At 67.3% G+C, this 13186-nt stretch carries 13 protein-coding genes; 7 read left to right on the top strand and 6 right to left on the bottom strand.

What is annotated here, in order from left to right; all coding sequences use genetic code 11:
• Positions 1-51: 51 nt before the first annotated feature.
• The gene (locus QM841_RS30405; protein ID WP_283334847.1) at positions 52-1227 is read right to left on the bottom strand and encodes a cytochrome P450; all 1176 of its coding nucleotides are present in this window, start codon (positions 1225-1227) and stop codon (positions 52-54) included.
• Positions 1228-1368: 141 nt separating this feature from the next.
• On the opposite strand from QM841_RS30405, the gene QM841_RS30410 reads away from it, so the two are divergent.
• The 5 genes from QM841_RS30410 to QM841_RS30430 all read left to right on the top strand — a co-directional run bounded on the left by QM841_RS30410 (position 1369) and on the right by QM841_RS30430 (position 7151).
• Positions 1369-2220: an SDR family oxidoreductase gene (locus QM841_RS30410; RefSeq protein WP_283334848.1), complete on the top strand. Its 852-nt coding sequence runs from the start codon at positions 1369-1371 to the stop codon at positions 2218-2220.
• A complete protein-coding gene (locus QM841_RS30415; RefSeq protein WP_283334849.1) occupies positions 2217-2945 on the top strand; it encodes an acetoacetate decarboxylase family protein in 729 nt (242 codons plus the stop codon). Before QM841_RS30410 ends, QM841_RS30415 begins: the two co-directional genes overlap by 4 nt.
• 155 nt (positions 2946-3100) lie before the next feature.
• A complete protein-coding gene (locus tag QM841_RS30420; RefSeq protein WP_283334850.1) occupies positions 3101-5131 on the top strand; it encodes a neutral/alkaline ceramidase in 2031 nt (676 codons plus the stop codon).
• 147 nt (positions 5132-5278) lie between these two features.
• Positions 5279-6127, top strand: a complete 849-nt coding sequence (locus QM841_RS30425) for an ACT domain-containing protein (protein ID WP_283334851.1) — start codon at positions 5279-5281, stop codon at positions 6125-6127.
• Positions 6128-6179: 52 nt separating this feature from the next.
• On the top strand, positions 6180-7151 hold the full coding sequence (locus QM841_RS30430; protein WP_283334852.1) for a YVTN family beta-propeller repeat protein: 972 nt from the start codon (positions 6180-6182) through the stop codon (positions 7149-7151).
• A 2-nt stretch (positions 7152-7153) separates the two neighbouring features.
• On the opposite strand, the gene QM841_RS30435 is transcribed toward QM841_RS30430, so the two are convergent.
• The gene (locus tag QM841_RS30435) at positions 7154-8353 is read right to left on the bottom strand and encodes an MFS transporter (protein ID WP_283334853.1); all 1200 of its coding nucleotides are present in this window, start codon (positions 8351-8353) and stop codon (positions 7154-7156) included.
• A gap of 155 nt (positions 8354-8508) precedes the next feature.
• Here QM841_RS30435 and QM841_RS30440 point away from each other — a divergent pair, with 155 nt between their 5' ends.
• Positions 8509-8952, top strand: a complete 444-nt coding sequence (locus QM841_RS30440; RefSeq protein WP_283334854.1) for a MarR family winged helix-turn-helix transcriptional regulator — start codon at positions 8509-8511, stop codon at positions 8950-8952.
• Between the two features lie 41 nt (positions 8953-8993).
• On the opposite strand, the gene thpD is transcribed toward QM841_RS30440, so the two are convergent.
• Genes thpD through QM841_RS30460 form a run of 4 tightly spaced genes read right to left on the bottom strand, consistent with a single transcriptional unit; the run spans position 8994 to position 12124 of the window.
• A complete protein-coding gene (thpD, locus tag QM841_RS30445; RefSeq protein WP_283334855.1) occupies positions 8994-9908 on the bottom strand; it encodes an ectoine hydroxylase in 915 nt (304 codons plus the stop codon).
• A 36-nt stretch (positions 9909-9944) separates the two neighbouring features.
• A complete protein-coding gene (locus tag QM841_RS30450; protein WP_283334856.1) occupies positions 9945-10622 on the bottom strand; it encodes a GntR family transcriptional regulator in 678 nt (225 codons plus the stop codon).
• A complete protein-coding gene (locus QM841_RS30455; protein ID WP_011596947.1) occupies positions 10609-11349 on the bottom strand; it encodes a maleate cis-trans isomerase family protein in 741 nt (246 codons plus the stop codon). Before QM841_RS30455 ends, QM841_RS30450 begins: the two co-directional genes overlap by 14 nt.
• A gap of 34 nt (positions 11350-11383) precedes the next feature.
• Positions 11384-12124 (bottom strand): maleate cis-trans isomerase family protein, encoded by a 741-nt coding sequence (locus QM841_RS30460; RefSeq protein ID WP_037197713.1) that lies wholly within the window; start codon positions 12122-12124, stop codon positions 11384-11386.
• A gap of 83 nt (positions 12125-12207) precedes the next feature.
• On the opposite strand from QM841_RS30460, the gene QM841_RS30465 reads away from it, so the two are divergent.
• Positions 12208-13182 (top strand): D-2-hydroxyacid dehydrogenase, encoded by a 975-nt coding sequence (locus QM841_RS30465; protein ID WP_280778976.1) that lies wholly within the window; start codon positions 12208-12210, stop codon positions 13180-13182.
• Positions 13183-13186: the final 4 nt, after the last annotated feature.

Raw genomic sequence — 13186 nt, forward strand, 5'->3', positions numbered from 1 at the left:
AGTTGCCATGACCAATCTTAACAACCGATGGCTTATTTATGACTCAGGACACTAGAGCTTCACCGGCATCTCCTCGAGCCCGGACACGAAGTTGGCGGGACGACGCCGCAGTGGGCCGTCGTCGACGAGCACCATGTCCGGCAGCCGCGACAGCAGTTGCTCGAACATGATCTTCGCTTCGAGCCGGGCGAGTTGGTTACCGAGGCAGAAGTGGGTGCCGAAACCGAATGCGACGTGCGGGTTCGGCGACCGTTCGATGTCGAACACCTCGGGATGCTCGAACACCGCCTCGTCGAAGTTGGCGGATTCGAACAGCAGCATCATCTTCTCGCCCTCGCGCAGGTCGGTTCCGAAGAATTCGACGTCGCGGGTGACGGTGCGGCACATGTTCTTGATCGGCGACGACCAGCGCAGCATCTCCTCGACCGCCGCCGGGATGCCGTCCGGGTCGTTCACGAGCCGCTGTTGCTGGTCGGGGTGCCGCAGCAGTTGTTCCATGCCGCCGCTGAGAACGTGCCGGGTGGTCTCGTCGCCGCCGATCAGGATCAGCAGGGTTTCGCCGACGATGTCCGGGTCGCTGAGCCGGTGACCGTCGATCTCGCTGTGCACGAGGATGCTGGTGAGGTCGTCCGTCGGATTCTGCCGCCGCTCCGCGATGGTGCGGAGCGTGAATTCGTTGAATGCCAGGTACGCGTTGGCCTGGGCCTGGAGTTCCTCCGGGGTGGCGTTGCTGCCGAGGGCGTTCATCAGGTCGTCGGACCAGTGCAGGAACGTGTCGCGTTCCTCGGGCCGCACGCCGAGCATGTCACCGACGACGGCCATGGGGAGCGGCGCCGCCAGATCGCGCACGAAGTCCACTTCGTCCTTGTCGCACGCGGCGTCGATGAGGTGATCGCAGATCTCCCGGATCCGGTCGGTCTTCGCTTCCACCTGTTTACGGGTGAAGCCGGCGTTGACGAGGCGACGGTGTTGCAGGTGCTGCGGGTCATCCATGTCGATCATCTGCGGCAGCGGGCCCACCCCGGGGCGGATTCCGCCCGCGTTCGAGAACAACTCGGGGTCGCGTTCGGCCGCCAGGACGGCCTCGTACGACGCGGCGCCGAGAATTCCGTCCGCGCGATACACCGGTTCGTGGGCGCGCATCCATGCGTAGGCCTCCCGCGGGTCGCCGAGTTCGCCCGAGTAGAACCGTCCGTCGATCAGATCGAAATCCGGCCTGTTCGTCATCGAGGTACTCCTCCGCATTGAATCCCGCCGATCGTGCCCCGATAATAGAACGTGTTCCTACTATGACGCAGTGGTATAGCGGCAAGTTTCACAGATCCTCGGCTCGATAATTGACACGAGTTCTATTACCTGGAGGTGTACGTGGTTACCAACGACGGCAGCAGCGGGCTCGCGAAGACGTCCGTACTCGTCACCGGCGGCGGCAGTGGCATCGGACTGGGCGTCGCCACCGCCCTCGCGGCCGACGGCGTCCACGTCACGATCTGCGGTCGCAACGAGGAGAAACTGGTACGCGCAGCGGAGCAGATCACCGCCGGTGATCCCGCGGGGACCGTCGACACGGTCACCGCCGACGTCACGAACGAGGACGACATCATCCGCGCGGTCGCCACAGCGGCCGGGCGCACCGGGCAGCTCGACGGCGTCGTCACGTGCGCAGGCGGGAACGAAACGGTGGGACCCGTGACCCAACTCGACGTGGACGCGTGGCGGCGGACCGTGGACCTGAACGTCACCGGCACCATGCTGACGATCAAGCATTCCGCGCGGGCGCTCGTCGCCGGGGGCGGCGGTTCCATCGTCACAATCTCCTCGATCGCGAGCAGCAACACGCACCGCTGGTTCGGCGCATACGGTCCGTCCAAGGCAGGTGTCGACAACCTGACGCAACTCGCCGCCGACGAACTCGGGGCGAGCAACGTCCGCGTCAACTGCATCCGCCCCGGACTGACCCGCACCGACCTCGTCGCGCTCATCACCGACGGCGGACCCGTCCTGGACGACTACCTGGCCAACACCCCGATCGCACGGGTCGGCGAGGTCACCGACATCGCCGCGCTCGCCAAGTTCCTCCTCGGCCCCGACTCCACCTGGATCACGGGGCAGATCATCAACGTCGACGGCGGCCAGATGTTGCGTCGCGGACCCGACTTCACGTCGATGTTCGAGCCCATGTTCGGCGCCGACGGTCTGCGCGGAGTGGTCGCGCCGTGACGTCGCATCAGGTTCTCGGCAAGCAGGTCGACATGCCCGTGGAGATCCGGGCCGCGTCGGCGTTCACGGCGATGTATTCGGTGCCGACCGCCGCCGCCCAGTCGCTGATCGACTACACCGGCCTCGAGATCCTGCAGTTCCGGCCGGGACGTGGCATCTGCGTCCTCGTGTTCGTCGACTACGTGGACGGCGATCTCGGCCCGTACAACGAATTCGGGGTGGCGTTCCTCGTCCGCGACCACCGGGCCGACAGCACCTCGGTCCCCCAGGACCTGAAGGCGCTGACCCGGGGCCGGGCGGGTGCGCTGATTCATCAGCTGCCCGTCGACGGCGACTTCACTCTGGCCGCCGGCCGCGGCATCTGGGGCTTCCCGAAGTTCCTGGCCGATTTCGATGTCGACCACACCGGTTCCGTCAGGCGCGGTTCGGTGAGCGAGGGCGGCCGGCTGATCGCCCAGTTGAGCGTCAAACCGGGTATTGCGGTGCCGGGTTCGGGCGCAGGCACGTCGCTCGCCGCCTATTCGCACCTCGACGGGCTCACCCGGTTCACCACTTGGGACATGAACCCGACCGGGATCCGCTCCCGGCCCGGAGGCGCGGAGCTGAAACTGGGCAGCCACCCGATCGCGGACGAACTGCGGTCGCTGGGACTTCCGAAACGGGCGCTCGTCACGTCCTCGATCCCCGAATTGAAGATGACGTTCGGGGACGCGCAGCCGATCTGACCGCACGTGAGTGGCGAAGTGTGCGCGGGCACACTTCGCCACTCACGTGGGGGTTGCGCCGATTACCGAACTGGGGTCCAATACCGGCGACGCTTCTGGACGCTTGACCAATTCGTGGCGCCCCAGAGGGACGACCGCCGAAAGGACGATCGATAGTGCAGATCAGACGACGCAGCGTGCTCGCGGGGGCGGCCCTGACTCCGGCGCTCGCCGCGCTCGGCTCCGGGACGGCGGCCGCTAATCCCGACCAGAACTCCGAATTCCTCGTCGGCGTCGGCATTTCCGACGCCACCGGGCCGGTCGCCGACGTCGGGATGATGGGGTACTCCAGCTTCGAGCAGCGCGCCGAGGGACTGCATCAGCGGACCCGTGCGCGGGCGTTCGTGTTCGCCGAGTCCGGCCGGCAGCGCGTGGTCTACGTGTGCGTCGACGTGTGCATGATCTTCCAGTCCGTGCACGACGCCGTGCTGGCTCGGCTCGCGGAACTCCACGGCGACCTGTACACCGAGCGGAACGTCATGCTCACGGCGGTGCACTCCCACGCGGCGTGCGGCGGCGCGTCCCACGACTACGCCTACAACCTCGCCGTGCTCGGCCACAACCGTCAGGTGTTCGACGCCGAGGTCGGTGGCATCGTCGAGGCGATCACAGCCGCGCACGATTCGCTCGCCCCCGGTTCGGTGTCGTACGGCCGCAGCGAACTCACCGATGCCAGCGTCAACCGTTCGCGGATCGCCTTCGACCGCAACCCCGCCGAGGACCGGGACTACTATCCCCTGGGCATCGACACCTCGATGCGGGTCCTGCGAATCACGCAGGGCGGCAGAGACGTCGGGGCGATCAACTGGTTCCCGACCCACGGTGCTTCGCTCACCAACACGAACCATCTGATCTCCGGTGACAACAAGGGCGCGGCCGCCTACTTCTGGGAGCACGACCACGAGGGTGTCCGTTACCTCGACGACCAGAAGCCTCATTTCGTCGCCGCGTTCCCGCAGACGAACACCGGCGACATGTCCCCCAACCTCGACCTCCGGCCCGGCCACGGTCCCACCGACGACGAGTTCGAGAACACCCGCATCATCGGGCAGCGTCAGGTCGCGGCCGCACGCACGGCGTGGGAGTCGGCGTCGGAGACCCTCACCGGCGGCGTGGACAGCCGAATCATGTACCTCGACATGGCGAATCAGGAGGTCGGCGGCGAATTCACCCCCGACGGCCGCACCTATCGGACGTCCCCCGCGTGTGTCGGGGCCGCCATGAGCGCGGGCAGCACCGAGGACGGTCCGGCCATCCCGATCTTCCCGGAAGGCACCACCAACCCGCTCGTCGACGCACTCGGCGGTATGGACGCGCCGAACCCGCAGTGGCTGCAGGACGCGCAGGCCCCGAAACTCGTGCTCGTGGCCGTCGGTCTGCTGCCACCCGACGGGTGGGTTCCGCACGTGCTGAAGATTCAGATCCTCCGCATCGGCGACGTGTATGTCGTGGGCGGCCCGGCGGAATTCACGATCGTGTCCGGGCTGCGGATCCGCCGCACCGTCGCCGACAGACTCGGTGTGCCGCTGGAGAACGTGATCTTCCAGGGTTACGCCAACTCGTACGCGAGTTACTGCACCACCCCGCAGGAGTACGACGCGCAGCAGTACGAGGGCGGCTCGACCCTCTTCGGCCGCTACACGCTGCCCGCGTACCAGCAGGGATTCGCGGCGCTCGCCGACGCTGTGCGCACCGGCAGCGACATTCCCCGCGGCCCGGCGCCCCGTGACCTGTCGCAGTTCCAGCCGTACGTCGGTCCGGGCGTCGACCGCGACGAACCACCGGCAAGCCGCGTCTTCGGCGACGTACTGACCCAACCTGCCGCGAAAGTGTCGGCGGGCGAACAGATCGCGGTCGAGTTCGTCACCGGCCACCCCCGGAACGACCCGCGCCGGCGTGGCACGTTCCTCGAGATCCAGCGCCGGGGCGGCGACGGCTGGGTGCGTCACGCCGACGACGGCGACTGGTCGACCAAGTACCGCTGGACGCGCACCGGGGCGAACCGGTCTGTCGCGCAGATCACGTGGGACGTCCCGGCCGGAACTCCCGCCGGGCGCTACCGTGTGCAGCACTTCGGCAACAGCCGCGACGCGGCAGGCACGATCACCGCGTTCGCCGGGACGTCGAACGAATTCGAGGTCGGATAGCTCTCGACGTGCCCCCGATCACACGCGGCGACGCGGTGTCTCGCCCACCACATCGGCGTTGCACCCCAACGTATTTCACGACCATCCGTCACACCACCGACCGTGCGATGAAACTGCCCGGCAATACTTCCGGACGACAGTGGGTGCATGAACGATGCCGAGAGAGAACCCGGAGTTCATGTCAACGCGTGCGAGGCGTGCGGTCGGCTTCCGCACCCCCGCCGTCTCCGTCTGGCGCTTGCGAAACTGTGCGCCGTCTTTCCCGTCGAACTAGGGCTTCATGCCTTGGTCATTCATTTCCACGTCTCCTATCTGATGACCGTCACGGTCCTGACCGTCAGCACCACGGTGCTGGTGATCTGGGTGGTGGAGCCGTCGGCGATGAGACTGCTCGGCGGCTGGCTGCACGGTCCGCCCGACGGCAGGCACGGCCATCTCTCGACCGGACAGTCACTCTGGCGTATCCGTGTCCGGGTGAGCGACCAACCGGGACAGCTCGAGTCGCTGGCCCGCAACCTCGCGAAGCTGGATGCCAACATCCTGACCGTGCACGTCCATCACCTGGACGGCGGTTCGCTCGACGAGTTGATCGTCGGGGCGGGCCGGGAGACGTCACCGGAGGCGCTGTCGCATGCCGTCCGGGCCGGAGGCGGCCGCAGTGTGGGCATCTGGCCGGCTTCGGCGCTCGCGCTCATCGACGGCCAGACGAAGGCGCTGACGTTGGCGTCGCGGGTGGCGGCCGATCCGTCCGAACTGCCCCTGTCGATCGCGGAGCTGCTCGGCGCCCAGTATGTCGATTCGCTCGTGAGCGACCATCCGACCACGGCGGCGTCGGTCGCGATCCCGTCGGGCGAGGGTGAGCCGCTCGTCTTCGTGCGGCCGGTGGACGAGCCGTTCACGCCGGCCGAGATCGCCCGCGCTCGCCGCCTCAGCGAGCTGGCGCAGCGAACCCGCGAGACCGCGAACTCGGGGGGACTCGCCGACCCTGCCACGTGATCTTGCGGACATCCCCGACTACAGCCTGGGTGCGGGAGACACTACGACGGTGATGTTCGCCCGCACTTCGACTGTCCTGACGATCGGCGTCGCCACGCTCGGCCTCCTGGCCACCACCGCCGGTGCGGCGCCGACGTACGCCGTCATCGCCACCGTTCCCGTCGGGTTGACGCCGATGCAGGTGGCGGTCGCACCCAGCGGCGCCGTCACATACGCCACGAACTCCGGGGCCAACAGCGTGTCCGTCATCGACACCGCAACGAACGCCGTCACCGCCACCGTCCCGGTGGGCGGCGGACCCACCGGAATCGCCGTCACCCCGAACGGTGCGCGGGTGTTCGTCGTGAATACCGCTGACCGGAGCGTGTCCGTGATCGACACCGCCACCAATACGGTGGCGGCCACGATCCCGGTCGGTGAATTCGCCTTGGCGGTCGCGGTATCCGCCGACGGGGCCCACGCCTACGTCACCAACGGCGTCGAGAGCACCGTCTTCGTGATCGACACCGCCACGAACACGGTGACCGCCACGGTTCCGGTCGGCGCCTTCCCCATCCAGCTCGCGACCAACGGCACGCACGTGTACGTCACCAACTCCTCCGACAACACGGTGACGGTGATCGACACGGCCACGACGAGTGTCGTCGACACGATTCCCGTCGCCTCCCACCCCAGTGCCGTGACGGCCACGAATGACCGGGCCTACGTGCGGAGCGGCGCGGAAATGTCGGTGATCGACGCGACCACCAACACGGTGACCGCCACGTTCGGCGTCGACGGGACGATGGGCGGTGCCGCGGTGACCGCGGACGGACACACGCTGTACGTCGTCGACTCCGAGGGCGGCGCCGTCACGGTGTTCGATCCGGGCACCAACGCCGAGGTGACGTCGCTCGCCGTCGGCGACAGTGCCGGTGGCGTCGCGGTCTCCGCCGACGGCGCGAAGGCCTACGCCACCAGCCAGAACGACAACACGATCGCCACCCTCACGCGCGCACCGGGCGACGCGACGCCGCCGCGCTGACACTAGACCGACACCACCGCCGGATCCTCCTCCACCGACTGATCTTTCGACCGCCGGTCGACTGCGGTGGCGAGGACGAGAACGGCGAGCGCACCGACGGTCAGCGCGGCACCCATCCAGATCGGGGACGTGAAGCCGAGTCCCGCGGCGATGGTGATGCCGCCGAGCCAGGCCCCGAGTGCATTGCCCACGTTGAAGGCGGCGATGTTCGCGCCGGACGCCATCGTCGGCGCCTGTGCCGCGTAGTTCATGATCCGCATCTGCAGCCCGGGGACGGTCGCGAAACCGAAGGCGCCCATGAAGAACAGGGCCACGATCGTCATCGGCTTGCTCCCCGCGGTGAGCGCGAACACGACGAGCACGACGGTGAGCACGGCGAGGATCGTGATCAGCGTGCGGGCGAGTGCCTTGTCGGCGGCACGGCCACCGAGGACGTTGCCGACGAACAGACCGCCGCCGAAGAGCACGAGGAGCCACGGGACGCTGGTCGACGCGAATCCGCCGACCTCGGTGAGGGTGAACGCGATGTATGTGAACGCCCCGAACATGCCGCCGAATCCGAGGATGGTGACGGCGATCGAGAACCACACCTGCGGAGACCGGAACGCCTGCAGTTCGGTACGCAGACCGCCGGATTCCGGTGCGTCCGCCGGACGGGACACGGACGGCACCAGCGTTGCGATGCCGATCAACGCCACGACGCCGATGACGGTGATGGCCCAGAACGTGGAGCGCCAGCCGAACTGCTGGCCGAGGAACGTGCCGAACGGGACGCCGAGAACGTTGGCGATGGTCAGTCCAGCGAACATCGTCGCGATCGCGCCTGCCCGCTTGCTCGCGGGCACGAGGTCGGCGGCGAGGACCGAGCCGATGCCGAAGAACGCGCCGTGGCACAGGGCTGCGAGGACGCGTCCGCCCATCATGACCTCGTACGTCGGGGCCAGCGCCGACAGCAGATTGCCGCCGATGAACAGCACCATCAGCGCCTGGAGCACGCGTTTGCGGTCGAAGCGGGTGACGGCTGCGGTGATGACGATCGCCCCGATGGCGACGGAGAGGGCGTAGCCGGAGATGAGGTAGCCGGCCACCGACTCGCTTACCTGGAAATCGGCCGACACCTCCGGCAGCAATCCCATGATGACGAATTCGGTGAGACCGATCCCGAAGCCGCCCATTGCGAGGGCGAGCAGACCCAGTGGCATTGCAGCCACTCCTTTCGTACAGACTGGGAGATAAGAGCGCTAGCTCGAATACCGCGTCTGCATTAGTTGCAGGCGCGCCATAAATAGTTGCACACGCCTGATATGTGCGCAAGCTGGTATTCTGGCCTGGCAGTCGTATCCACAGGAGGTGGGCAATGGCAGTCGCCGACGACGCCGTCGAGATCCGGTCGAAGGGATGGCGCACGCTCGCGGCCCTGCACGGGCTGCTCGAGGCGGAGCTCGAGCGTGCCCTGCAGCGCGGGCACGATCTCTCGGTGGTCGAGTACACGGTGCTCGACGCCCTCGGCCGTCAGGACGGCTGGCACATGCGCATGGCGCAACTCGCCCGCGCGGCGGCGCTGAGCAGCAGCGCCACCACCAGGCTGGTGAACCGTCTGGAGAACCGCGGACTGCTCACCCGCATTCTGTGCGACGACGACCGCCGCGGCATCTACACCGAGCTCACACCGGCCGGGCGGGCGGCGCTGGACGAGGCCCGTCCCACCCACGACGCCACACTGGAAGCGGCGCTCGACCGGGCCGCCGACATTCCCGAGCTCGCCCACCTCGCCCGAGCCCTGCACGAGGTCCCCGCATAGGTGAGTGGCAAGGCGTGCCGGAGCACTCCTTGCCACTCACGTCAGGACAGCGGAGTGAAGTCGCGCGACGCGATGTACTCCGGCCGCGGACGCGCCGCGGCGAACGGCTCGACGAGGGTGTTCTCGACACTGTTGAACACGAGGAACAGGTTCGACCGCGGGTAGGGCGTGATGTTGTTCCCCGACCCGTGCATGAGGTTCGAGTCGAACCACAGCGCGGTGCCTGCGGCACCGGTGAACTGGTCGATCCCGAACTCCGCCGCCATCCGCGTCACGTCCTCCCGACGCGGAACCCCGACCTCTTGCGAGACGAGGGACGACGTGTAGTTGTCGTCGGGGGTGGCGCCGACGCACTGGACGAATCGCTTGTGCGAACCGGGCATCACCATCAACGACCCGTTGAACGGGTAGTTCTCGGTGAGCGTGATCGAGCAGCTGACGGCCCGTGGGACGGGAAGACCGTCCTCGGCGTGCCAGGTCTCGAAGTCCGAGTGCCAGTAGAAACCGGTGCCCTTGAAACCGGGCATCGAGTTGATCCGGCTCTGATGGATGTAGACGTCGGAGCCGAGGAGTTGTCGCGCGCGGTCGAGGATCCTGCCGTCGCGGATCAGCTCGGCAACCACGTCACCGCGCCGGTGCACGTCGAAGACGGAACGAACCTCGTCGGTGCCGCGTTCGCGGATGACGCGCCCGCTGTCGCGCATCGCGGGGTCCCGGGACAGCCGGTCGAGTTCCTCCCGGCACGACATCACTTCGCTCGCGTTCAGGAAATTGTCGATGATGGTGAAGCCGCGTGACTCGTGTCCGGCGAGGGCCGACGAATCGAACGGCCCGTCGGCGGGTCTGCCCCACACGGCGGGTTCGCTTCGTTGGAGCATCGACGGCTCGGCGGCGATCCGAGTCGGGTAGCGATCGTGGCGGTTGGTGTCTCCCTGAACCTCAGCTACCTGAGTCATTGTCCCTCCTCGGCACTTACCTCTGCTTCTCCGTCGCTACGACGACAGAGTCTTCTGATCGGCGCGGAGCCGCTGGACGGCGTCGTCCAGGTGTTCGGCGAGCAGTTTCTGCACCTCTCCAGCTGTACCCGACCGGATCGCCTCGCGCAGGGTGGCATGTTCCTGCGCCTGCTCGCGGATGTCGTCGTAGGTGGTCTGCAACGCACCCAGGCACATCCGGGTCTCGATCAGCAGCGTCCTCGCCGCCCGAATGAGCCGCGGGCTCTGCGAACTCTCCACCAGGATCTGATGGAACTGCTGGTCGGCGTCCGAGACGGCGGCGGCGTCGCCGCGTTCGGCCGCGGCCTGCATCACGAGCACGGTGGGTTCGAGCGCCAGGTAGGTGGCTTCCCGGCGGCCGTCGTCGAGAATCATTTCGAGCGCCCCGCGCTCGATGACCGAGCGGCTGCGGTACACGTCGACGACGTCGTCGAGGGTCAGTTCCGTCACGAAGATCCCGCGGTGACGGATGCTGTGCAGTATGCCCTCGGACACGAGTCTCTGCATGGCTTCGCGCAGGGGCCCGCGCGAGACCTGGAAGTGCGCGGCCAGTTCCGCCTCGCCCAGCTGTGCACCCGGTTCGAGCGCACCCTTCATGATGGCGACCCGCAGGCGGTCCGCGATGAATTCGGCAGTCGATTGACGACTGACGGGTTCCAGGTCAGTCAGAGCCATGACTGTGGCCTTTCTCGAACAAGGTTCCTAACGACGGGTGCACCGCCGTGTGGCCCGCAAGACGCAGGCCTTCCCAGATGGTCACCTGGTTTGCCGTGAGGACCGGCTTGCCGAGGCGCTGCTCGAGAGTACTCAGCGCACCCAGCGTCCTCATGGCCGTGTCGGGGATGAGCAGGGCTTCGGCGTCCGGGTGGTCGTTCTCCACCGCGAGTTCCACCACGGATTCCGGGCTGAGCAGACCGACCTCGGCCGCGGTGTCGATTCCCGCACTCGACATCGACAGCACCTCGATACCGGCGGCGGCGAGGAACTCGACGAACAGCTTCGCGACGTCCTCCGGGTAGCTCGCGGCCACCGCGACGCGGGTGATCCCCAGCGCGTGCAGGGCGTGGACGAACGCGAAACTGGTGCTGGACGTGGGCACACCGGTGGCCGCGGCGAGCGTCTCGGCCTGCTGCTTCGCCCCGTCGGGACCGTAGACGAAGCTGCCCGAGGTGCACGCCCACACGACGGCGTCCGGCTTCTCCTCGGCGAGGAGTGCGGCCCCGCCTGCGAGCTTCTCGGGGCTCCCGAGGTCGAGCAGTTCGGGCACGGCGTGCAGGTCGGTGCCGTAGATGTGCACGACCGGCAGATCCACTCCGAGCATCTCCGCGGCGAAGGGGTAGTCGTCCTCGGCGGCGTGATCGGGGTAGATGAATCCCACAGTGGGGGTCGGCGTGCTCGTCATACGTTCTCCTCTTTTCCGTGTCGTGAGGGTGATGTCAGAAGACGTTGCGGAGCCACTTGCCGGGGCCTGTCATGGGGAGTTTCATCCGGCCGAGACAGGCCCAGATCGTGAGCTGGTTGGCGGTGAGGACCGGTTTGCCGAGCTCCTGCTCGAGCGGGGCGATGACGTCGTAGGTCGGCAGATTCGTACAGCTGACGAAGATCGCCTCCGACCTGGGGTCGTCCGCGGCGATGATCCGCTCGGCGATCGTGCGGTAGTTGACCTTCCAGATGCCACCGCCGAGCCCGAGATGATCGGAGCGCACCACCTCGGTGCCCGCCTCGTGGAGGAACGCGTGCAGCCGTTCGGTCAGCGGGGCGTCGTACGGCGTGATCACCGACAGCCTGCTCAGCTCGAGGTGTTCGATGGCCTCGACCAGCGCACCGGACGTGGTGATCGCGTGCTGGGCGCCGGCCTCGCAGATCGCGTCGCACAGGGTTCGCTCGTATTCGAGGCCCTTGATGAAACTTCCCGACGTGCACAGATAGGCCACGACCTCGGGCTCGACGTGCAGGACGTCGCGCGTCGCCGCCATGAGGTGTCTTCGCTCGGACACGAGTTCGGCCATCTCCAGGCTGACGGGCACGGGTTCGTACGGCGTGCGCGCCAGATGGAGGCTCACCTCGAGGGGAGCCCATCGCCACAGTTCTCGTTCGAGCGCCAGGTCGAACGGGGCGATGATGCCGATTCCCCGTTGCGCGATAGGCCCCTCGAATTCGGGAATGTTCAGTTCCAACACCAGGCCTCACCTTCGTTTCGGCCGCGCCCGAGCATTATCAGATTGTTGACAATCATACGAGTTACTCATACGGTGTCAACGTGAGTCGGAACCCGATCGTCGCGGTGCTACATGCCCACGTCCTGCCGAGCGACGAACTCATGGCACCCGTCGCGTCCCGTGCCGAAGTTCGCTACACCGGCAAGGCGGGGCTGAGCGACGCCCTCGACGGCGCGGACGTGCTGTTCCTCTACGACTTCCTCACCGACGCGGTGCCGGGAGCCTGGCACGCCGCCGGTTCCCTGCAGTGGCTGCACATCGCCGCGGCGGGCGTCGACCCCGTGATGTTCCCCGAGGCCCGCGACAGCGACGTCACGATCACCAACTCACGGGGCGTGTTCGACGGGGCGATCGCCGAGTACGTGCTCGCCCAGATCCTCTCGTTCGCGAAGGATCTGCCGGGCTCGCTGCGCCTGCAGCAGTCCCACACGTGGCAGCACCGCGAATCCGAGCGGATCGCGGGCCGCACCGCCCTGATCGTCGGCACCGGTCCCATCGGCCGCGCGATCGCACGACTTCTCCGCGCAGCGGGTATGAAGGTCAGCGGGTCGGGCCGCACCGCACGCAACGCCGACCCCGACTTCGGAACGGTTTCCGCAACGGAGGATCTCCCGGAGCAGCTCGCCGTCGCCGATTATGTGATCGCGGTGGCACCGCTCACCGAGCAGACCCGCCACCTGTTCCGCGACTCGACGTTCGCCGCGATGAAGCCGGGAGCCCGGTTCGTGAACGTCGGACGCGGTGAGCTCGTCCGCACCGACGACCTCGTCGCCGCGCTCCGGGCGGGGACGATCGCGGGCGCCGCGCTCGACGTGTTCGACACGGAACCGCTCCCCGCAGGCCATCCACTCTGGGACATGCCGAACGTCTCGATCACGCCCCACAATTCGGGCGACTTCGCCGGCTGGCGAGATGACCTCGTAACCGTGTTCACCGACAATTTCGAACGCTGGGTTGCGGGGTACCCGCTCGAGAACGTAGTTGACAAGCACCTCGGGTACGTACCGAGCCGATGAAGAC

The organism is Rhodococcus sp. IEGM 1307 (assembly GCF_030056915.1).
Lineage (GTDB): Bacteria > Actinomycetota > Actinomycetes > Mycobacteriales > Mycobacteriaceae > Rhodococcus_F > Rhodococcus_F opacus_D.